The sequence below is a fragment of the Ramlibacter tataouinensis TTB310 genome (assembly GCF_000215705.1).
Taxonomy (GTDB): Bacteria; Pseudomonadota; Gammaproteobacteria; order Burkholderiales; family Burkholderiaceae_C; genus Ramlibacter; species Ramlibacter tataouinensis.
This window is the reverse complement of the sequence record NC_015677.1, coordinates 1,142,356-1,162,530: the sequence shown is the minus strand read 5'-3', so window position 1 is coordinate 1,162,530 and position 20,175 is coordinate 1,142,356. Positions and strand designations below refer to the sequence as shown.

Sequence of the window (20,175 nt, the reverse complement as noted above, 5' to 3'; positions counted from 1 at the left end):
GCCCCTTTCGCGGCTGTGGCTCAGATGCGCCCGTACTTGGCCAGGCCCTTGCGCAGCGAACGCTCGGCGATGATCAGCTTGGCCTGCTCGAGCTCGCGCGCGTCGATCTCGCGCGACATCTCCAGCACCTCGCGCGCCCTGTCCTTGGGCACCACCACCACGCCGTCGATGTCGGCCACGATGATGTCGCCGGGATGCACCACCACGCCGCCCACCTCCACCGGCACCTGGGACGCCACGGTCTTGAAGCGGCCTAGCGTGGTGCCGGGGCTGACGTCGCGGGCGTACACCGGGAAGCCGTAGTCGCGCCGGATCTCGGACAGGTCGCGCACGCCGCCGTCCAGGATTGCGCCGGCATGCTCGTTGGCCACGGCGCCGGCGGTCATCAGGCCGCCCCACACCGCCACGTCGGGCTCGCCGCCCGCGACGGAGATCACGATGACGCTGCCGCGCGGCGCCTCGTCGATCAGGTCCAGCGCGTGCTGCGGCGGCAGGAACTCGTCCGTGGCCGCCTCCAGCACCGTGGCGGCCGGGCCGACCACGCGCTTGTCGTTGATGCGCGGCTTGATGCTCGCATCCATGTAGCCGCGCTTGCCGCACACCTTGTCCACCGCGTCGGCCACCGAGGCCACGGCGACGGACTGGAATCCATCGATCAGGTCTTTCATGAGGGTTTCTTCCTTCCAACTACCAGGGGTTCAACCAGTGCTGCGGCGTGCGGCCTTCCAGCACGCGCACCGCCTCCTGCGCCGCCTTGCGCTGCAGGTCGCGCATGGCCTCCTCGCTGTACCAGCCGATGTGGTTGGTCACCACCAGGTTGTCCAGCGCGAACAGCGGATGGGCGGGGTCGGGCGGCTCGGTCTCCAGCACGTCCAGGCCGGCGCCGAGGAGGCGCCCGGCCTGCAGCGCGGCGCACAGGGCGTCCATGTCGACCAGGCGGCCGCGGGCCGTGTTGACCAGGATGGCCGTGGGGCGCATCAGCGCCAGCCGGCGCGCGTCGATCAAATGCCGCGTCTGCGGCGTGAGCGGCGCGTGCAGCGAGATCACGTCGGCCTCGCGGCAGATCTCGTCCACCTCGGCCCGCTCGGCGCCGGGCGGCAGCTGCGCGTGGGGGTCGCTCACCAGCACCCGGCCGAAGCCGAAGCCGGCGAACTTCTCGTGCGTCATGCGGGCGATGCGGCCGTAGCCCACCAGCCCCAGGGTGCGGCCGCGCAGGCGGTACAGGGGCCGCAGCACGCCGGTGGACCAGCGGCCGGCGCGCACCTCGGCGTCGTGCAGGCGCAGCTGCCGCACCACGGCCAGGGCCAGCGCCACGGCCTGGGTGCTGACCTCGTCGGTGCCGTAGTCGGGCACGTTGCCCACCGCGATGCGCCGCCGGGCCGCCGCCGCCAGGTCGATGTTGTCCACGCCGATGCCGTAGCGGATCACCGCCTGGCACCGGTCCATGGCTTCGATCACCCGCTGCCTCACCGGCGACTCGCGCACCAGCACCACGTCGGCGCCGCGCACGGCGCGGGTGGCCGCCGCCTCGTCGCCGCGGCAGGGGCGCAGCTCGAAGCGCGCCCCCACCGTGGCCAGCAGCTCGGTCTCCTGGTCGTAGGTCGCGTAGCCGTCGTCCAGGGCGACGACCAGTCGCGGTGCGGTCACGGACATGGTGCGCGGGTCCCCCGACCTACTTGCTGCGGGTGCTGTCGGCGGCCTGGACCAGCTTGCCGGTCCATTCCTTGCTGACCTCGGCCTCCAGGTACTGGCGCACCGCCGGCTGCGCGGCCTTGCGGAAACGGTCCACCTCGGCGGCGCTGAGCTCGGTGACGGTCATGCCCTTGTCGGCCAGCACCTTCTTGGCCGACAGGTCCTGCTCGCGCGTCATGTCGCGGTGGATCTTCTTGGCCTTCTCCACGCCCTCGTCCACCGCCTTCTTCTCGGCGGCCGTGAGGCCGTTGTAGAAGCGGTCGCTGACCAGGTAGGCGTGCAGGCTGTAGACGTGGCCGTCCAGGGTCACGTGCTTCTGGTGCTGGAACAGGCTGGCGGCCAGGATGTTGGTGACGCCGTTCTCCTGGCCGTCGGCCGTGCCCTGGGCCAGGGCCGCGGGCAGCTCGCCCCAGTCGATGGCGGTGGGGCTGCCGCCCAGCGACTCGACCAGCTTGACGAACACCGGGCTGGGCTGCACCCGCATCTTCAGGCCCTTCATGTCCTCGGGCGCCTTGATCGGCCGCTTGGAGTTGGTGAAGTGGCGGATGCCGTTGTCGGCGTAGGCCATCAGTCGGATGCCGGTCTTCTTGCGCATGTCCTCGGCCAGTTCCTTGCCGAACGCGCCGTCCAGCACGGCGTAGGCATGGGCGTGGTCGTTGAACAGGTAGGGCAGGCCGAAGATGTTGAAGGTCTTGTACACGCCGGGGATGCCGCCGTCGTGCACCACGGCCAGTTCCACTGTGCCCAGGCGCAGGCCTTCCATCATCTGCTGCGCGGTGCCCAGCTGGCCGGCCGGGTAGATCTCGACCTTGAGCGAGCCGCCGGTGGCCTTCTCCACGTGCTCCTTGAAGGCCACCGCGGCCACGTGCTTGGGCTGGTCGTTCTTGGCCGGCTGGAAGTGCGCGTACTTCAGCACCTTCTGGGCGTGCGCGGGCAGCGCGCCCAGGCCGGCCAGCAGGGCCGCGGCCACGGTCAGCAAGGGAAAACGGCGTCGGATCATCGGTGTCTCCTAGTGAAGTGGGAAGGCTTCTAGTTCCTGTAGCCCAGCAGGCCCGGCAGCCAGGTCGACAGGGCCGGGATGAAGGTGAGCAGGGCCAGCACCGCAATCAGCGCCACCAGCATGGGGCGGGCCTCGCGGACCATGCGGCCCATGGGCACGCCCGAGACGATGGACGTGACGAACAGCAGGCCGCCCACCGGCGGGGTGATCATCCCCAGCGTGAGGTTGACGATCACCACGATGGCGAAGTGCAGCGGGTTCAGGCCCGCGGCGTCCGCCAGCGGCGCCAGGATGGGCACCATGATCATCACGCCCGGCAGCGGCTCGATGAAGATGCCCACCAGCAGCAGCAGGACGTTGATGGCCAGCAGCAGCACGGTGGGCGACAGCTCCATGCCGGCGATCCAGGCGGCCACGGTCTGCGGGATCTGGCCCACCGTGAGCACCCAGGCGAAGACGGCCGAGGTGGCGACGATGAACAGCACCGAGGACGTCATCAGCGCGGTGCGCAGCAGGATGGCCGGCAGCATGTGCATGCGCAGCGTGCCGTAGACGAAGCGCCCCACCACCAGGGCGTACAGCACGGCGGCGGCCGAGGCCTCGGTGGGCGTGAACACGCCGAAGTGGATGCCGCCCAGGATGATCACCGGCAGCATCAGGGCCGGCAGCGCGCGCACGAACAGGCGCGGCAGCGGCGAGGGGTCGAGCAGCTCGGGCGGGCTGCGGTAGCCGCGGCGCAGGCTCACGGCATGGTTGACGGCCGCCAGCGCGGCGGCGATCAGGAAGCCGGGCACCACGCCGGCCAGGAACAGGCCGGTGATGGTGACGCTGTTGTCCGTCAACGCGTACACGATCATGATGATCGAGGGCGGGATGATGGGGCCGACGATGGCGGTGGACGCGGTGAGCGCCGCGGCGTAGGCGTCGCTGTAGCCGGCCTTCTTCATCATCCTGATCAGCATCGCGCCGGGGCCGGCGGCGTCCGCCAGCGCCGAGCCGCTGATGCCGGAGAAGAAGGTCAGGGTCAGGATGTTGGCGTGGCCCAGTCCGCCGCGCCGGCGGCCCACCAGCCGCGCGGCGAACCGCAGCAGCACGTCGGTCAGCGCACCGCCCGACATCAGCTCGGCGGCCAGGATGAAGAAGGGGATGGCCATCAGCGGGAAGCTGTCCAGCCCGCTGAACATGTTCTGCATCACCACGAGGCCGGAGAGGCCCGGCTTCACCCACACCGCCACCAGGCCGGCGATCAGCATGGCAAAGGCGATCGGCGCGCCCAGCACCATCAGGCCCACGAAGGTGACGGCGAGGATGGTGCTCACAGCGCCTGCGGGTCGAAACCCTCGAGCCGTTCCCATTCGCCGCGGCCCACCCACTGGCGCGCGACCAGGGCCAGGTGGCACAGCATGAGCACGGCGCCCACGGGAATGGCCAGGTACACTTTGCCGAAGGACCAGCCCAGCACCGGCGTTTCCTGTTCCCAGGCGAACTGCGCGTAGTCCCAGCCCAGCCAGGCCACCACCAGCAGCGTGACCGCCAGCACGGCCACGATGACGCCCCGCACGACGCGCGCCGGCCCGGGCGGCAGCGAGGCATGCAGCGAGTCGATGGCGATGTGGCCACCCACCCGCAGCGCCAAGCCGGCGCCCAGGAAGGCGACCCAGACCATCATGTAGCGCGTGGCCTCCTCCACCCAGGTGAAGGAATAGAGGAACAGGTAGCGCGACACCACGTTGGCGATCACCAGCACCGCCATGGCCGCCAGCAGCCCGATCAGCGCCCAGCGGTTCAGCGCGACGAACGCCCGCTCCCAGGCGGCGGAAGGCTGCTGCTGCAGTAATGTCGCGCTTGTCTCCAAGGGATTCCTCTGGCTTGACCGCAGGATCAAGTGGCGGCATCGTATCTGATATCTCAGATTTGGCATCCGGTTTAACCCTATATACTTTCCCTCGACACACGCATCGCATCCCATGAACGCCCCCCTCCTCCTCGAGCGGCCGCAGCTGCTCACCGACCTGGCTTACGAACGGCTGCGCGAGGGCATCGTGGCCGGCGACCTCAAGCTGGGGGAGCAGGTCTCGGAGGCGCAGCTGGCCCAGCGCATGGGCATCAGCAAGACGCCGGTGCGCGAGGCGCTGGTGCGGCTGAAGATGGAGGGCCTGGTCGACATCCAGCCGCAGCGCGGCACCTTTGTCTTCCGGCTCACCCCCGAGCAGGTGGGCCAGCTGTGCCGCTACCGCGCGATGATCGAGACGGCGGCCCTGCGCGAGGCGGCGACCACGCAGCCGCAGGCGCTGATGGAGCGCATGCGCCGGCACATCGCCGAGATGACGGCGGCGCAGCGCTCCGGCGAGCTGCAGCGGCTGTCGCGCATCGACATGAACTTCCACTACGAGTTCCTGGCCTGCTGCACCAACCCTTACCTGCGCGGCGCCTACGAGCTGATCCGCTACCAGCTGATCGCGCTGCGCCACCGCTCGCCCATCAGCAACATGGTGGACAGCCACCAGGTGCTGCTGGACCTGCTGGAACGCGGCGACGTCGAGGGTGCCTGCGCGCAGCTGCACGAGCACGTGCTGGAGAACGAGGCGCGCTACAGCGCGGCCTGCGCCGTCGCCTGAACACCCGCGGTCCGCCGTGGGCGGCCCTGTCGGCCACAATCCGCGCATGGACACACCCGCCTCCCGCCTCGCCGACCTGCGCAAGAGTTATGAACGGGCCGAGCTCAGCGAGGACGCCTCCCACGCCGACCCGCTGCGGCAGTTCGAGCAGTGGCTGCAGGAAGCCATCGCCGCGCAGGTGCCCGAGCCCAACGCCATGACCCTGGCCACCGTGGCCGGCGACCTGCGTCCCAGCACGCGCGTGGTGCTGATCAAGGGCTGTGACGAGCGCGGCATCGTCTGGTACACCAACTACGACAGCCGCAAGGGCCGCGAGCTGGCCGGCAACCCGTGGGCGGCGTTGCAGTTCCACTGGGTGGAGCTGGAGCGCACGGTGCGCATCGAGGGGCGGGTGGAGAAGACCTCGGACCCCGAGAGCGACGCCTACTTCCACAGCCGCCCGCTGGACTCGCGCATCGGCGCCTGGGCCAGCCCGCAAAGCCAGGTGATCGCCGGGCGCAGCGTGCTGGTGGCCAACGCGGCGAAGTACGGCGCGCAGTTCCTGCTGAACCCGCCGCGCCCGCCGCACTGGGGCGGCTACCGGCTGGTGCCCGACCAATGGCAGTTCTGGCAGGGCCGCAAGAGCCGGCTGCACGACCGCCTGCGCTACCGGCTGGACGGCGGGGCCTGGGTGCGGGAGCGGCTGGCGCCCTAGCGCTCAGTTGCCGGCCGCGGGCTGCGTGGCCCGCGCCAGCATCTCCTCCAGCGTGTCCAGCGCCACCGGCTTGGTCAGGTGGGCGTCGAAGCCGGCCTGCGCCGTGCGCTGCCGGTCGCTGTCGGCGCCCCAGCCGGTCAGCGCCACGATGTAGGTGTCCTTGAGCGCGGGGTCCTCGCGCATCGCCCGGGCCACCTCGAAGCCGTCCATCACCGGCAGCCCCAGGTCCAGCAGCACCGCCTGTGGGCGGAAGTGCCGCGCCACCGCCAGGCCCTCGCGCCCGTCGGCCGCGCCCGCCACCTCGTAGCCCAGCACGTCCAGCAGGGCCAACAGGGTTTCCAGCCCGTCGCGGTTGTCCTCCACCACCAGCACCCGGGTCGGGCCCGGGGCGCTGGGAGTCGCGGCCGCCGGCGGTGTGGCGGGCACCACCGCAGCCTTGGCCAGGGGCAGCTCCACCGTGAAGCGGCTGCCCTCGTCCAGCCCCGCGCTGTCCACCCGCACCGAGCCGCCGTGCATCTCCACCAGCGTCTTGACCAGCGACAGGCCGATGCCCAGCCCGCCCTGCGCCCGGTTGGCCGTGTGGTGCAGCTGGGTGAACATCTGGAACAGCTTGCCCTGCTGGTCGGGCGGGATGCCGATGCCGTTGTCCGCCACCTCCAGCACTGCGTTGCGTCCGGCGGCCCAGGCCGCCAGCCGGATGTGGCCGCCGTCGGGCGTGTACTTGGCCGCGTTGTTGAGCAGGTTGCCGATGACCTGCACCACGCGCGCCGGGTCGGCATCGACCATCAGGCTGTCCGGCGGCAGCTGCAGCTCCAGGCGATGCCGCGCGGCCTCGATGCCGGGGCGGGCCGTCTCCACGGCGCGCTGCAGCAGCGTGGCCAGCCGCACCGGCTCGCGCTGCAGCTGGATCAGCCCGCGGTTGATGCGCGAGAGGTCCAGCAGGTCGTCGATCAGCCGGGCCATGTGGCTGACTTGGCGGTCGATCACCTCCTGTGCCTGCGGCAGCACGCTGCCATCCTTGGCCATGCGCATCATGGCCACGGCGTAGCGCATGGGCGCCAGCGGGTTGCGCAGCTCGTGCGCCAGCGTCGCCAGGAACTCGTCCTTGCGCCGGTCCTGCTCGCGCAGCATGGCGCTGTCGCGCACGCGCTCGATGTGGGCCCAGCAGCGGTCCACCACCTCCTCGACCAGGGCCAGCTCGGCCCGCGTCCAGTTGCGGGGCTGGGACTGGTGCACCGCCATCATGGCCACCAGCCGCCCGTCCTTGGCCAGGCCGGCGCAGATGATGGCCTTGATGCCGATGGCGTTGAACATGCGACCGCCGCCCTCGTCGCCCAGTTCGCGGTCCACGTCGCGCACCACCAGGTGCTGGCCGCGGCGCAGGTTGGAGGTGGCCTGCGGGCCGAACAGGTCCAGCGAGTAGACGCCCGCGCTGCTGGGCACACCCGGCACCGACCAGTCGCTGCGGATGGTGAAGCGGTTGCTGTCGGCCTCCACGTCGGCGTAGGCGCAGCGCGTCGCGCCCAGGTACTCGCCCAGCAGCCGGGCCGTGGTCGCCATGACGCGGTTGGCGTCGGTCAGCGGCCGCGCGGCCTGGCCCAGGCGGTCCAGGAAGCGCAGCCGCTCCTCGCTGGCCTTGAGCGCGCGCTCCGCCTGCAGGCTGTGGGTGATGTCCACGCAGATGCCGACCCACTCGGGCGGACGGCCGTCCTCCAGCAGCGGCGAGCCATGCGCGGTGACGTCGCGCCACTGGCCGTCGTGGCGGCGCAGCCGGTAGCGCAGCCGGTCGAGCGTGCCGTCGGCGACCGCGTCGCGCCAGGCCTGGGCCACGCGGTTGCGGTCGTCGGGGTGGATGGCGTCGAGCCAGCCCCAGCCGTGGTAGTCGGCATGGCTCTGGCCCGTGAATTGTTCCCAGGATGGGTTCCGGCGCCTCACCGCGCCATCGGCGCCGGTGTACCAGATCACGGAAGCGGTTTCGGGCATCGGGTCGATGATGCCATGCACGGCTGGCCCAGCAGGACGCTCGCCCGCGGGCGCGCAGTCCCGCGGGAACTCAGAGGATGGGAGTGCCGCCGGTCACGGCATAGCGCGCGCCGGTGACGTAGCTCGCGTCGTCCGACGCCAGGAAGACGAACAGCGTGGCCACCTCCTTGGGCTGGCCCGGCCGCTTCATCGGCACCTCCTGGCCGAAGCTCTCGACCTGCTGCGGCGGCATGGTGGCCGGGATCAGCGGGGTCCAGATCGGTCCGGGCGCGACGCAGTTCACCCGGATGCCCCTGTCCGCCAGCGACTGGCCGAGGCTGGCGGTGAAGTTCGCGATGGCCGCCTTGGTGGCCGAGTAGGCGATCAGCTTGGGCGGCGCCTTGTCCGAGTTCACCGAGGTCGTGTTGATGATCGACGAGCCCGGCTTCATGTGCTTCAGCGCCGCCTTGGCCAGGAAGAACTGCGGGTGGATGTTGACGTCGAAGGTGTAGATCCACTCCTCGTCCGGGATCTCCTCCAGGGACTCGCGCGTCATCTGGAAGGCGGCGTTGTTGACCAGGATGTCCACCCTGCCGAACTCGTCCACCGCGCGGTCGATGATGGCGCGGCAGTGCGCCGGATCGCGGATGTCCCCGGCGGCCAGCACGCACCTGCGCCCGGCCCGCTCCACCCAGCGCCGGGTTTCCTGCGCGTCCTCCTCCTCGTTGAGGTAGCTCACCAGCACGTCGGCGCCTTCGCGCGCGTAGGCGATCGCGACGGCCCGGCCGATGCCGCTGTCGCCGCCCGTGATCACCGCCGCCTTGCCCACCAGCCTGCCGCAGCCCTGGTAGCTCTGCTCGCCATGATCCGGCTTGGGCGCCATCTGCGTTTCGACGCCGGGTGGCTTTTGTTGCTGGGTCGGCTGGGGCATGGGGCTCTCCTCGGCGGCGCCCCTGCGGGAATCGCAGCAAGAGAAACGCCGGTGGGGAAGCCTAGAAGGGACACTTCCTCGGCCGGGGTGTCACCCCCGCAACATTGCTCTCAGTTGTCTCGCCGACAGGCGGCGCGACGGCCCGGACCTCAGGCGTGGGTGATCTTCAAGCCCACGATGCCCGCCAGGATCAGGCCGACGCAGGCCAGCCGGGCGACGGTGGCGGGCTCGCCGAACAGCACGATCCCCAGCACCACCGTGCCGACGGCGCCGATGCCGGTCCACACGGCATAGGCGGTGCCGACGGGCAGCGTGCGCATGGCCCAGCCCAGCAGGACCACGCTGACCACCATGGCTGCCACCGTGCCCACCGAGGGCCACAGGCGGGTGAAGCCCTCGGTGTACTTCAGGCCGATCGCCCAGCCCACTTCGAACAGGCCCGCGATCACGAGCACCAGCCATGCCATGGTTCGCCTTTCCTTGATGAAACTGATCTTCGTCACGGCAGCACTTGCAGCTCCTGTGCTGCCGGTCTACTATAACGACCGTTATAACAGGGGAAGCCTGATGCACATGCTCAAACTCACCCAGATCGGCAACTCCATCGGCGTGATCCTGCCAAAGGAAGCGCTGAACCGCATGCGGCTGGAAAAAGGTCAAACGGTTTTCCTGACGGAAACGCCCGAAGGTTATGCATTGACGCCCTATGACCCGACCTTGGAGGAGCAGATCCAGGCGGGGCGCGAGTTCATGCGCGAGTTCCGCGACACCTTCCACCAGCTCGCCAAGTGACTTGGCGCTGGGTCGACAAGCGCGCGCTGCTACTGCTGCATGGCGAAAGCCTGGCCGAGCATGGCGGAGCCGCTGGCCTGCGCGACGAGGGGCGGCTGGAGGCGGCGCTGGCCCGGCCCGAAAACCTTGACGCTTACGGCGACCCCGATGCCGCGGACCTGGCCGCCAGCTATGGCGTCGCCGTCGCCAAGAACCATCCCTTCGTAGACGGCAACAAACGCGCGGCCTTCCTGTCGGTCGGCCTGTTCCTGCACCTCAACGGCTGGCGCCTGGTCACCAGCCAGGCGGAAGCGACCATGGCCATGCTCGCCGTGGCGGCCGGCGACATGAACGATGCCGAGTTCGCGGCGTGGCTGCGCGAGCGGCTGGTGCGCCGCTGAAGCCCTCCTGCCGCAGCTCAGAAATTCGCCTGCACCCCCAGCCGCAGGCTGCGGCCGGCCAGTGGCGACCTGCCCGGCGCGGTCTGGGTGAGGATGGAGGTGGCGCTGTAGGCCAGCTTGTCGGTCGCGTTGTCCAGCCGGGCGTACCACAGCGCATCGGCCAAGCCGGCTTTCGTGCGGTAGGTCAGCGCGGCATGCCAGAGGGTGTAGCCGCCGGTCTCCCGCTCACCTTCGGGCACGCGGTCCTGCCGGGCCGCGGCATCGAAGCCGACGCGGGCGCTCCAGGGGCCGCGCGCGCCCACCAGCGTGGCGCCCGCGCGCGCGGGCGGGATGCGCGGCAGCGGCTCGCCGGTGCCGCGGTGGGTGGCGCGCACCAGGTCGCCGCGCCATTCCAGGTCCAGCGTGTGGCCGCGCTCCAGCAGCCGCGCCGTGCCGTCGGCCTCCAGCCCCTGGAAGCGCGCCGGCACCTGGCGGTAGGCGAACCCGGGCAGGAACTCGCCCTCCTCCGTCTCGACCTCGGCGCCGGTGGATTCCAGCGAGATGTAGTTGCGAAAGCGCGTGACGAAGGCGCCGAGGCGCGCGCTGCTCGGCCCCTGCTTCCATTGCAGCCCCAGGTCCAGGTTGTCGGAGCGCTCCTTGTCCAGCGTCGCATCGCCCAGCTCGTAAGCGCCGGTGGCCACGTGCGGCCCATTGGCGAACAGCTCGTAGTCGCGCGGCGCGCGTTCGGTATGCGCCAGGTTGCCGCTCAGCTGCCAGGCCGGCGCCAGCTGCCACAGCGCACCCAGCGCGTAGCTGTTGGCGCGGAAGCGCCGGCCGCCGGTGGCGAAGCGGTCGACCTCGGGATTGCCGAGCGACTCGACGCGGACCGACTCGGTGCGCCCGCCAAACGTGAGCTTGCCCCAGCCGGTGGCCAGCTCCTCGTAGACGAACAGCGCCTGCTGCCGCGTGCGGCTGTACGGCGCGAAGGCCTCCTCGCCGTCGGCGGCAAAGCGTGTGTGCTCGCCCTGCAGGCCGGCCACGCCTTCCAGAGGCCCGAGAGGCCGGTGCCGCAGCTCGATGCGCCAGTCGTTGCCGCGGTTCCTGAACAGCGTGCCGGCCTCGCCGGCGTCGAACTCGGTGTGGCGGTAATCGGTGTGGCCGAACTGGGCCTTGATGCTGTCCACCGGGCCGCCGGCCGCGCGCCACAGCCCCTCCAGGGCGTAGCGGTCGGACTTCATGTCGATCGTGACCTCGTCCTCGGCCACCGTGCCGTAGTCCTTGCGGAAGCTGGCCACGGAGGCGCCCAGGTAGCCCCCGCGGTCCAGGAACACCGAGCCGCCCAGCGCGCCGCCGTGCGATTCGGCGGCGGAGTTGCAGACGCGCCGAGCCAGGCGCGTCTCGTCGCCCCGGGTGCAGGGCAGCGTGACGGGCACGCGCACGTCGCGCGCGTCGCGTCCGAAGGCGTCCACGTGCAGCGCGAAGCGCTCGTTGCCGCCCTCGACCATCGCCGCGCCCGCCTTCTCGCGGGCGCCGGTGGCGTAGCTGGCATCGAGGCGGCCGGTCAGCCCCTGCACCGGCGCGCGCGGGATGCGGTTGTCGATGACGTTGACCACGCCGCCCACGGCGCTGCCGCCATAGAGCAGCGCACCGGGGCCGCGCAGCACCTCGATGCTGTCCACCGCGATGGGGTCCAGCGGCACCGCATGGTCGAAGCTCAGGCCGGAGGCATCGACGCTGGCGCCGCCGTTGTTCAGGATGCGGATGCGGTCGCCGTCCAGGCCGCGGATGACGGGCCGGCTGGCGTTGGGCCCGAACCCGGTGCTGGAAACGCCGGGGGTGTGGTTGAGCGTCTCGCCCAGGGTGGATTGCGAGCGCAGCAGCAGCCCGGTGCCGCCGTAGCGCTCGGCCGGCACGGCCAGGTCGGTCGCACCCAGCGGGTTGCCGGTCACGGTGACCTGAGGCAGCACCGCGGGCGAATCGGGTTGGGATTGCGCGTGGGCACCCAGGCCCAGGCAGGCGACGGCAGCGCTCATGGCGCTACGGGGAAAGAGGGTATTCAAGTGAAGCTCCGGTGATTGCGCAAGAAAAAAGCAGCTGCACCGGACACAAGCGCCCGGTGCAGCCCTGGTCAGCGGGAATCAGCGGAGCGCGGGCGGGCCGCGCGCGTCGAACAGCGCGGCCCAGCGGACGAGGAAGTCGCCCTGGAACCGGTCGAGGAAGAAGGTGCTCAAGGCCAGCGGCAGCGCCAGCATCGGCACGCCGGGCAGACCCTCGTGGCTCAGCGGGTCGAACAGCCGGCAGGTGGACTCGTCGTCATGGCCGGCGAACAGGGCAGCAGCCCAGCCGGTGCCGTCGTGATGGTGGTGACCCGCATGGTCATCGTCATGCTCATGGTCGTGTGCCTGTGGGTGCTCGTGCGCATGCCCGCCGCCGCCCTGCAGCGCATGCGCCAGGTGCGCCTGCGGCCCATGGACGAGGCGGTGCATCAGCCCCAACGCCTGCGCCCCGATGAGAGCGAACGCCAGCAGCAGGACAACCAAGAACCGCGAGGAGCGCACGAACGGCAGCCTCGGTCCTATTTCACGCCCACCGCGTCGGTGATGCGGTAGTACAGGCCGTAGGGATCGTCGTTCAGCACCGCGAACTGGCCCTCCACCGTCACCGGCTCCATCGTGTAGGCCACCGGCGACCTGGTCTTGACCTCGACCATGCTCTCCGGCCCGCCGGGCACGCAGAAGCCGCAGGTCAGCGGCACCGAGCTGAGCAGGAAATGGCGCTGCTTCTCGCCCGGCTCCAGCGGCATCATGAAGCCCTGCAGGCGCTGCGTCTTCTGGTTCAGCGCGAGCTGCTCGGGCTTGAAGGCCGGCAGCACCCGGTTCTTCTCGACCCGGGTCTTGACCGCCGTCAGCACCGACCAGGGCACCACGTCGCTGCGCTGGGGCAGCGGCTTGAACGGGCTGTCGGGGCTGTGCACGCCGGGGCCCGTCCCCTGCGGCAAGGGCGAGCCCAGGGGCGCCGCCGTTTGCGCCATGGCGGAGGCGGCCAGCAAGGCGGCGAGCAGGAAGGAAACGGAACAACGCAGTTTCATGGCAAGGCTCCCGGAGAAGTGGCGTGGCTCAGTGTTCGTGCCGCATGCCGCAGTATTTTCCGATGGCCAGGCCCTTGCAGGCGGCCTGCAGTTCCTTCTGGCAGGCGTCGTGGCCCTTGCCGGACTCCAGGCACCTGGCGGCCGCTTCGTGGGCCGCCGCCATCGCGCGGTGGCGCTGCACGTCCTTCTTGATGTCCTCGGCGCCGTGCTGGCCCTGGGCCAGGGCGGCCAGCGGAGCCAGCAGCAGCGCGATCAGCAGTCGGTTCATGTCTGGTTCACCTCGATTGCAACAGGCGGGCCACGTCGACCCGGTAGGCGCTGAGCGCGGGGATCAGCGCGGCGACCACGGCCACGGCCAGCGCCGCGGCAGGGATCCACAGTTCCCGCGCCAGCCAGACCGCGCCGGACAGCGGCAGCGATTGCTGCGCGGCCAGCACGTAGCCTACCAAAGCCGCCAGGGCGTGGCCGGCGGCCAGCCCCAGCACGCAGGCGATCAGGGCCAGCCACAGCGCCTCGCACACCACCAGGGCCGCCACCCGCGCCGGCGTGGCGCCCAGCATGCGCAGCATGGCGAGGTCGGCCCGCCGCTCGCGCACCGCGTTCCACAGGGCGATGAACACCGACAGGGCCGCCGTGGCCAGCAGCACCAGCCCCAGGCCGCGCAGCACGTCGCCGCCCACGCCCAGCATCCGCGCCAGCCGCGTCACCTCGACAGCCGGCGCGGCGGCCTGCATGGCGGTGGTGGCGTTGACCATGCGCGGGAAGCTCACGGCGGCCAGCGGGGTGCGGTAGGCGATCAGGGCCAGGGTCACCTCGCGCTCGGCCTGCAGCAGCCGGCGGTCCTCCTCGTCGGCCGTGGTGGCGTCCTCGTGCACCCGCCACACCGATTCCAGCGAGGTCAGCACCAGCCGGTCGGCCACGCAGCCGCAGGGCGCCAGCACGCCGGCCACGCGGTAGGGCGTGTCGCCGTGGGCGTGGCCGCCGCCGCCCAGGCCGTGGTTGCCGACGAAGGCCTCGCCGGGTGCCAGGCCGGTGGCCCGGGCCACGCCCGCGCCGAGCAGGGCTTCCATGGGGCCAAAGCCGCCCTGCCCCCGGGCCAGCGACAGGCCATAGTGCGCCAGGTAGTCGGGCGTGGTGCCCACGATGCGGTGGCCGCGCAGGCTGTCGCCCATGGACAGCGGGATCAGCCGGGCCACCTGCGGGTGCTTCTGCAGGGCCCGCACCTCGGCCAGCGGCACGTTGCCGGGCGGCACGTCGATCTGGAACACGCCGGCCAGGATCAGCTGCAGCGGGCTGCCCTTGGCGCCCACCACCAGGTCGATGCCCGCAAGGTCGCGCTCGAAGGCGCGGCCGGCCTGCTCGCCCACCAGCACCACGAAGGTGATGGCGGCCAGGCCCAGGGTCAGCAGCAGCAGGTTGAGCAGCGCCGTGAGCGGACGCGACCACAGGTAGCGCAAGGCGAGGGTCGCCGTGTTCATGGTGCCGCGGCCGACGCGACGGCCGACCCGGGTCCGATCTCATGCACCACGGCCCCGGGGAAGGCCTGCAGCACGCGCCGGTCGTGCGTGGCCACCGCCAGGGTGGCGCCGCAGCGGCTGGCGCTCTCGTCCAGCACGCGCAGCGCGGCGTCGGCAGCCGCGTCGTCCAGGCTGGCGGTCGGCTCGTCGGCCAGCAGCACCCGCGGCGACAGCAGCACGGCGCGTGCCAGCGCGACCCGCTGGGCCTGCCCGCCCGACAGATGCTGCGGCCGGCGCCCGGCCAGCGGGGCGACGCCCAGCGCGTCCAGGACCCGGGCGATGGCGGCCCGGTCCACCGGCAGGCCGGCGGCGTAGAAAGGCAGGGCCAGGTTCTCCTGCACCGTGAGCGCGTCGCTCAGGTGCAGCTTCTGCGGCAGGAAGCCCAGGTGCCGGCCGCGCCAGCGGTCACGCTCGGCGGGACGCAGGGCCTGCAGCGGCTGCCCGGCCACCGCGATGCTGCCCGCGCCGGGCGTGAGCAGGCCCGCCGCCAGCGCCAGCCAAGTCGACTTGCCCGCGCCCGAAGGCCCGCGCAGCACCAGCCGCCCACCCTGCGGCACCGCCAGGTCCGCGAAGGCCAGGTCGCCGCCCGCGGGGTAGCGAAAGCGCAGGCCCCGGGTCTCGATCACGTGCGCAGGCCCGCCGCCACCGCTCAGGCCGGGGCCCTGGTCAGTTCGGCAAAGGTCTTGCGGAACTTCGCGACCTTGGGCGCCGCCACTGCCATGCAGTAGCCCTGGTGGGGGTTCTTCTCGAAGAAGTCCTGGTGGTACTCCTCGGCCGGCCAGTAGTTGGACAGCGGCAGCACCTCGGTCACGATGGGCTTGCCGAACAGCTTCTCCTGGCCCATCTCGCGGATCATGGCGTCGGCCACGTCCTTCTGCTCGGGCGTGGTGGTGTAGATGCCGCTGCGGTACTGCGTGCCCACGTCGTTGCCCTGGCGGTTCAGCGTGGTCGGGTCGTGCACCACGAAGAAGATCTCCAGGATCTGCCGCAGGCTGATCTGCCCGGGGTCATAGGTCAGCTTCACCACCTCGTTGTGGCCGGTGGCGCCGGTGCACACCTGCTCGTAGCTGGGCCGCTGCACATGGCCGTTGCTGTAGCCGGATTCCACGTCGGTGATGCCGCGCACTTCCTTGAACACCGCCTCGGTGCACCAGAAGCAGCCGCCTCCCAGCACGATGGTTGATTGGTCGCTCATGCTCGCGTCTCCTTGACAGCCGTCCACTGTAGCCTGCCGGTGCGGTACCGGCCCGCCGCTACCATGGCGCCCCTATGCAAGCGGGTGAAATCAAGACTTTCCTGGCCGCCGTCGTGCTGCCGCCGTCCGGGCCCCTGTTGCTCGCGCTGCTGGGGCTGGCGCTGGCCTGGGCCCGGCGCCGCCTGGGCCTGCTGCTGGGCCTGGCTGGGCTGGCCCTGCTGTGGGCCCTGAGCAGCCACGCGGTGGCGGTGGCGCTGGCGCGGCAGCTGCTGCCGCCGGTGCGGCCGGTGACGGCGGCCGAGCTGCGCGCGGCCGGCGTGCAGGCCGTGGTGGTGCTGGGCGGCGGCGTGCTGCCGCAGGCGCCGGAATACGGGCAGGCCCAGCCCTCGGCCAACACCTGGTCGCGGCTGCGCTATGGCGTGCGCCTGGCGCGGGCCACCGGCCTGCCGCTGGGCTTCAGCGGCGGCGTGGCCTGGTCGGCGCTGGGCACGGCGGCGCCTTCCGAAGCCGAGGTGGCACGCCGCGCCGCCGGCGAGGACTTCGGCGCGGATCTGCGCTGGGTGGAGGGCCGCTCGCGCGACACCGCGGAGAACGCCCAGCAGATGCGCGCGCTGATGCGCCGGGACGGCGTGGACCGCATCGCCCTGGTCACCGACACCTGGCAGTTGCCGCGGGCCGTGGTCGAGTTCCGCCGCGCCGGCTTCGAGGTGCTGCCCGCGCCCACCGGCTTCGTCGTCCCGCGCGAGCGGCCGGCGCTGGAATGGCTGCCCTCGGGCCAGGGCCTGGCGGCCACGCGGCAGATCCTGCGCGAGTGGCTGGCGCTGCAGGCGGCGACCTGAGTGGAGGCGCGGGGAATGGTTGACGGGATGCGCCGGGCCTGGCTACATTACTAACCAGTCAGTCATTAACATGCCCTCCCTTTCCAAGCTCATCGGCCGGCAGGACAAGCCCGGCGGCGACCCCGGCGACGGGGTCCAGGCCAAGCGCGAGCGCCGCAAGGAGGCGCGGCCGGGTGAGCTGCTGGACGCCGCCCTGGACCTGTTCGTCGAAAAAGGCTTTGCCGCCACCCGCGCCGAGGAAGTCGCGGCCCGCGCCGGCGTCTCCAAGGGCACGCTGTTCCTGTACTTCCCCAGCAAGGAGGAGCTGTTCAAGGCCGTGGTGCGCGAGAACATCGCCGGCCGGTTCGCCGAATGGAACCAGGAGTTCGCGGCCTTCGAGGGCAGCAGCGCCGAGATGCTGGAATTCTTCATGCTGGCCTGGTGGGAGCGCATAGGCGCCACCCGCGCCTCGGGCATCACCAAGCTGATGGTCAGCGAGGCGCAGAACTTCCCCGAGGTGGCCGCCTACTACCAGCGCGAGGTGATCCTGCCCGGCCAGACGCTGCTGCGGCGCATCCTGCAGCGCGGGGTGGAGCGCGGCGAGTTCCAGGTCCCCGACATCGACCACGCGATCTACGCGGTGATCGCGCCCATGATCTTCCTGGTGATGAACAAGCACTCGCTGGGCGCCTGCGTGCCGTGCAGCGACCCCATCGACCCCCTGCGCTACGTGCGCGCCACCGCGCAGACGCTGCTGCAGGGCTTCTGCTCGGGCCGCTCCTAGGCAAGCTCTGAGCAAGTCCCGCCGTGCGCGCTCGAGCCCAAAACCGGATGGATTGGCCGCCAACGTTTCGCAGCCCGTGCTGCACGCACGGGCAAGAAACTTGGTGGGCAAGACACCGGTTTTGGGCCGAGACCCTCCGGGGACGGGCTTTTCCGGGCGATCCGCGGCGTTGCCGGACCAGGCAAGCCGTCCAGGCTTGCCCTGGGTCCGGCGCCTTGCGGCTCATCCCGGAAAAGTCCCGTCGCGCACGGCGCGACTTGTCCAGAGCTTCCCTAGAATCGTCCGTTTGTCCCGACCGCGAATCCCTTCCCAAGACATGAACTCCCTCGAACAAGCCCGCTTCAACATGATCGAGCAGCAGATCCGCCCCTGGGACGTGCTCGATCCCGACGTGCTGGAGCTGCTGGCCGAGGTGCGGCGCGAAGACTTCGTGCCGCCGGCGCACCGCGCCCTGGCCTTCGTCGACATGGAAATCCCGCTGGCCTCCCCGGCCGAGCAGGCCCTGGCCAGCGGCCGCTGCATGCTGGCGCCCAAGGTGGAAGCCCGGTTGCTGCAGGACGTGAACCCGCAGCGCCACGACAAGGTGCTGGAGGTCGGCGCCGGTTCGGGCTACATGGCCGCCCTGCTGGCCGGCCGCGCGCAGCGCGTCATCACGCTGGAGATCGACCCGCAGCTGGCCGCCATGGCGCGGACCAACCTGCAGCGCGCGGGCATCACCCAGGTGGACGTGCGCGAGGCCGATGGCTCGCGCGGCCTGGCCGCCGAGGGCCCGTTCGATGTCATCCTGCTCAGCGGCTCGGTGGCCGAGGTGCCGCAGGCCCTGCTGCTGCAGCTGAAGGTGGGCGGCCGCCTGGGTGCCATCGTCGGCAGCGAGCCGGTGATGCGCGCCACGCTGATCACGCGCACCGGCGAGACCACCTACACGACGGTGCAGCGCTGGGACACGGTGGCGCCGCGCCTGCTGAACTTCCCCGAGCCGTCGCGCTTCCATTTCTGATACGGCAGGCAACAGCATGATCGAACAGGTGCGCCCCGGCGAACTCGACGCCTGGCTGCAGCGGCACGCCGGGCAGGCCCCGGTGGTGCTGGACGTGCGCGAGGCGGGCGAGCTGCGCGCGGCGTCCGTGCGGCCCCAGGGCTTCGACCTGGTGACCATCCCCATGGGGCAGGTGCCGGCACGGCTGGGCGAGCTGGACCCGCAGCGGCCGGTCGCCTGCCTGTGCCACCACGGCGCGCGCAGCCAGCGGGTGGCGATGTTCCTGGCGCAGCAGGGCTTCGGCCAGGTCGCCAACATCGCCGGCGGCATCGACGCCTGGTCGGCCGAGCGCGACGCCGGCGTGCCGCGCTACTGACCCACCCCAAGGAGCACCATGACCCCGCTGCCGCGGCCCCTTCCCCGCTTCTCGCCGGTGCCGCTGGCGCTGCTGGGCGCGACCCTCCTCGCCGCCCCGGTCCGGGCGCAGACGCTGCTGGAGCTGTACGAAGCGGCCCGCGGCTACGACGCCACCTGGCAGTCGGCCCGTGCCCAGTACGACGCCAACCTGCACCGGGCCGAGCAGGCGCGCGCGGGCATCCTGCCGCAGGCCGGCCTGTCGGCCGGCGTCAACCGCACCCAGTTCGACAGCACCGTGGGCGGTGTCGAGACCGACCGCGGCTTCAACAACCGCAACGCGACGCTGTCGGCCTCGCAGCCGCTGTACCGCCCGGCCAACTTCGCCACCTGGGAGCAGGGCAAGCGCCAGGCCGAGCTGGCCGGCGCCCAGCTCACGGCGGCCAACCAGGACCTGATCATCCGCGTGAGCCAGGCCTACTTCGACGTGCTGGCGGCGCAGGACACGCTGGCCTTCGTGCGCGCGCAAAAGACCGCGGTGGCCGAGCAGCTGGCCTCGGCCCGGCGCAACTTCGAGGTCGGCACCGCCACCATCACCGACACCCGCGAGGCGCAGGCGCGCTTCGACCTGGTGACGGCGCAGGAGATCGCCGCCGAGAATGACCTGCGCGTGCACCGGCTGGCGCTGGACACCCTGGTCGGCAAGGACGACGCGCAGCCGGTGCCGCTGGCCACCCCGCTGGTGCTGCCGGCCCCGCAGCCCGACGACGTCAGCGCCTGGGTCCAGCAGTCCGAGCAGGCCAGCCCGCAGATCCAGCAGGCCCGCATCGCGCGCGAGATCGCCGAGCTGGAGACCGAGAAGGCCGAGGCCGGCCACAAGCCGACGGTGGACTTGCAGGCCAGCTACAACCTCAACCGCAACCCCAGCGGCAGCACCACCTTCGCGGGGGCCTCGCGCAGCAACACGGGGCAGGTCGGCATCGCCTTCAACCTGCCGCTGTTCGCCGGCTTCGCCACCCAGAACCGCATCCGCGAGACCCTGGCGCTGGAACAGCGCGCCCAGGCCGACCTGGAGGCCGCGCGGCGCAACGTGGCGCAGGCCACCCGCACCGCGTACTTCGGCGTGGTCTCGGGCCAGGGCCAGGTGCGCGCGCTGGAGGCAGCCGAGGCCTCCAGCCAGAGCGCGCTGGAGGCCAACCGCCTGGGCTACCAGGTGGGCGTGCGCATCAACATCGACGTGCTCAACGCCCAGAGCCAGCTGTTCCAGACCAAGCGCGACCTGGCCCAGGCCCGCTACAACGTGCTGCTGGGCACCTTGCGCCTGCGCCAGGCCAACGGCACGCTGACCGAGCAGGACCTGGCGCGGCTGAACGCTTTGGTGGTGCGCTGAGGCGC

The 20,175-nt window shown here is 71.4% G+C and carries 24 protein-coding genes; 9 read left to right on the top strand and 15 right to left on the bottom strand.

Annotated features, from left to right (window positions below; all coding sequences use genetic code 11):
- Positions 1–20: 20 nt before the first annotated feature.
- The 5 genes from RTA_RS05760 to RTA_RS05740 are packed head-to-tail and all read right to left on the bottom strand — an operon-like array spanning position 21 to position 4,547.
- Positions 21–668 carry an RraA family protein gene (locus RTA_RS05760; RefSeq protein ID WP_013900442.1) on the bottom strand — a complete coding sequence of 216 codons (648 nt, stop codon included), beginning with the start codon at positions 666–668 and terminating at the stop codon, positions 21–23.
- A 19-nt stretch (positions 669–687) separates the two neighbouring features.
- Positions 688–1,653 carry a C-terminal binding protein gene (locus RTA_RS05755; RefSeq protein WP_013900441.1) on the bottom strand — a complete coding sequence of 322 codons (966 nt, stop codon included), beginning with the start codon at positions 1,651–1,653 and terminating at the stop codon, positions 688–690.
- 19 nt (positions 1,654–1,672) lie between these two features.
- Positions 1,673–2,692 carry a TRAP transporter substrate-binding protein gene (locus RTA_RS05750; RefSeq protein ID WP_013900440.1) on the bottom strand — a complete coding sequence of 340 codons (1,020 nt, stop codon included), beginning with the start codon at positions 2,690–2,692 and terminating at the stop codon, positions 1,673–1,675.
- 29 nt (positions 2,693–2,721) lie between these two features.
- Positions 2,722–4,011 carry a TRAP transporter large permease gene (locus RTA_RS05745; RefSeq protein ID WP_041675091.1) on the bottom strand — a complete coding sequence of 430 codons (1,290 nt, stop codon included), beginning with the start codon at positions 4,009–4,011 and terminating at the stop codon, positions 2,722–2,724.
- Positions 4,008–4,547: a TRAP transporter small permease gene (locus RTA_RS05740; protein ID WP_013900438.1), complete on the bottom strand. Its 540-nt coding sequence runs from the start codon at positions 4,545–4,547 to the stop codon at positions 4,008–4,010. The genes RTA_RS05745 and RTA_RS05740 overlap by 4 nt, the downstream gene beginning before the upstream one ends.
- A 112-nt stretch (positions 4,548–4,659) precedes the next feature.
- On the opposite strand from RTA_RS05740, the gene RTA_RS05735 reads away from it, so the two are divergent.
- Positions 4,660–5,310 carry a GntR family transcriptional regulator gene (locus tag RTA_RS05735; protein ID WP_041675089.1) on the top strand — a complete coding sequence of 217 codons (651 nt, stop codon included), beginning with the start codon at positions 4,660–4,662 and terminating at the stop codon, positions 5,308–5,310.
- Positions 5,311–5,356: 46 nt separating this feature from the next.
- On the top strand, positions 5,357–6,004 hold the full coding sequence (gene pdxH, locus RTA_RS05730; RefSeq protein WP_013900436.1) for a pyridoxamine 5'-phosphate oxidase: 648 nt from the start codon (positions 5,357–5,359) through the stop codon (positions 6,002–6,004).
- Positions 6,005–6,007: 3 nt separating this feature from the next.
- Here the strand turns inward: pdxH and RTA_RS19660 are convergent, their stop codons facing one another.
- The 3 genes from RTA_RS19660 to sugE all read right to left on the bottom strand — a co-directional run bounded on the left by RTA_RS19660 (position 6,008) and on the right by sugE (position 9,364).
- Positions 6,008–8,008: a PAS domain-containing hybrid sensor histidine kinase/response regulator gene (locus tag RTA_RS19660; RefSeq protein WP_013900435.1), complete on the bottom strand. Its 2,001-nt coding sequence runs from the start codon at positions 8,006–8,008 to the stop codon at positions 6,008–6,010.
- A gap of 49 nt (positions 8,009–8,057) precedes the next feature.
- On the bottom strand, positions 8,058–8,897 hold the full coding sequence (locus tag RTA_RS05720) for a glucose 1-dehydrogenase (RefSeq protein ID WP_013900434.1): 840 nt from the start codon (positions 8,895–8,897) through the stop codon (positions 8,058–8,060).
- 149 nt (positions 8,898–9,046) lie between these two features.
- A complete protein-coding gene (gene sugE, locus RTA_RS05715; protein ID WP_013900433.1) occupies positions 9,047–9,364 on the bottom strand; it encodes a quaternary ammonium compound efflux SMR transporter SugE in 318 nt (105 codons plus the stop codon).
- A 100-nt stretch (positions 9,365–9,464) separates the two neighbouring features.
- Here sugE and RTA_RS05710 point away from each other — a divergent pair, with 100 nt between their 5' ends.
- Together RTA_RS05710 and RTA_RS05705 are read left to right on the top strand one after the other, a co-directional pair.
- Positions 9,465–9,689 carry an AbrB/MazE/SpoVT family DNA-binding domain-containing protein gene (locus RTA_RS05710; protein WP_013900432.1) on the top strand — a complete coding sequence of 75 codons (225 nt, stop codon included), beginning with the start codon at positions 9,465–9,467 and terminating at the stop codon, positions 9,687–9,689.
- A complete protein-coding gene (locus RTA_RS05705; RefSeq protein WP_013900431.1) occupies positions 9,686–10,069 on the top strand; it encodes a type II toxin-antitoxin system death-on-curing family toxin in 384 nt (127 codons plus the stop codon). Before RTA_RS05710 ends, RTA_RS05705 begins: the two co-directional genes overlap by 4 nt.
- A 17-nt stretch (positions 10,070–10,086) precedes the next feature.
- Here RTA_RS05705 and RTA_RS05700 read toward each other — a convergent pair whose 3' ends face one another.
- The 7 genes from RTA_RS05700 to msrA all read right to left on the bottom strand — a co-directional run bounded on the left by RTA_RS05700 (position 10,087) and on the right by msrA (position 15,848).
- Entirely contained in the window at positions 10,087–12,081 is a 1,995-nt protein-coding gene (locus tag RTA_RS05700) for a TonB-dependent receptor (protein ID WP_041675086.1), read from the bottom strand.
- A 105-nt stretch (positions 12,082–12,186) separates the two neighbouring features.
- Positions 12,187–12,534, bottom strand: coding sequence for a hypothetical protein (locus RTA_RS05695; RefSeq protein WP_226986120.1), 348 nt, complete (start codon positions 12,532–12,534; stop codon positions 12,187–12,189).
- 89 nt (positions 12,535–12,623) lie between these two features.
- Positions 12,624–13,136: a DUF3299 domain-containing protein gene (locus tag RTA_RS05690; RefSeq protein WP_013900428.1), complete on the bottom strand. Its 513-nt coding sequence runs from the start codon at positions 13,134–13,136 to the stop codon at positions 12,624–12,626.
- Positions 13,137–13,164: 28 nt separating this feature from the next.
- Entirely contained in the window at positions 13,165–13,404 is a 240-nt protein-coding gene (locus tag RTA_RS05685) for a hypothetical protein (RefSeq protein WP_013900427.1), read from the bottom strand.
- A 7-nt stretch (positions 13,405–13,411) separates the two neighbouring features.
- Positions 13,412–14,614: an FtsX-like permease family protein gene (locus tag RTA_RS05680; protein ID WP_013900426.1), complete on the bottom strand. Its 1,203-nt coding sequence runs from the start codon at positions 14,612–14,614 to the stop codon at positions 13,412–13,414.
- Positions 14,611–15,279 carry an ABC transporter ATP-binding protein gene (locus RTA_RS05675; RefSeq protein ID WP_013900425.1) on the bottom strand — a complete coding sequence of 223 codons (669 nt, stop codon included), beginning with the start codon at positions 15,277–15,279 and terminating at the stop codon, positions 14,611–14,613. Before RTA_RS05675 ends, RTA_RS05680 begins: the two co-directional genes overlap by 4 nt.
- A 23-nt stretch (positions 15,280–15,302) precedes the next feature.
- Positions 15,303–15,848 (bottom strand): peptide-methionine (S)-S-oxide reductase MsrA, encoded by a 546-nt coding sequence (gene msrA / locus RTA_RS05670; RefSeq protein ID WP_013900424.1) that lies wholly within the window; start codon positions 15,846–15,848, stop codon positions 15,303–15,305.
- A 74-nt stretch (positions 15,849–15,922) separates the two neighbouring features.
- On the opposite strand from msrA, the gene RTA_RS05665 reads away from it, so the two are divergent.
- The 5 genes from RTA_RS05665 (at position 15,923) to RTA_RS05645 (ending at position 20,170) form a co-directional block, all read left to right on the top strand.
- Positions 15,923–16,687 (top strand): YdcF family protein, encoded by a 765-nt coding sequence (locus RTA_RS05665; RefSeq protein WP_013900423.1) that lies wholly within the window; start codon positions 15,923–15,925, stop codon positions 16,685–16,687.
- 70 nt (positions 16,688–16,757) lie between these two features.
- Positions 16,758–17,450: a TetR/AcrR family transcriptional regulator gene (locus RTA_RS05660; RefSeq protein ID WP_081466218.1), complete on the top strand. Its 693-nt coding sequence runs from the start codon at positions 16,758–16,760 to the stop codon at positions 17,448–17,450.
- 316 nt (positions 17,451–17,766) lie between these two features.
- Complete coding sequence (locus RTA_RS05655; RefSeq protein ID WP_013900421.1) at positions 17,767–18,447, top strand: protein-L-isoaspartate O-methyltransferase family protein; 681 nt, start codon at positions 17,767–17,769, stop codon at positions 18,445–18,447.
- A gap of 16 nt (positions 18,448–18,463) precedes the next feature.
- Positions 18,464–18,802: a rhodanese-like domain-containing protein gene (locus RTA_RS05650; RefSeq protein WP_013900420.1), complete on the top strand. Its 339-nt coding sequence runs from the start codon at positions 18,464–18,466 to the stop codon at positions 18,800–18,802.
- Between the two features lie 18 nt (positions 18,803–18,820).
- Positions 18,821–20,170: a TolC family outer membrane protein gene (locus tag RTA_RS05645; protein WP_013900419.1), complete on the top strand. Its 1,350-nt coding sequence runs from the start codon at positions 18,821–18,823 to the stop codon at positions 20,168–20,170.
- Positions 20,171–20,175: the final 5 nt, after the last annotated feature.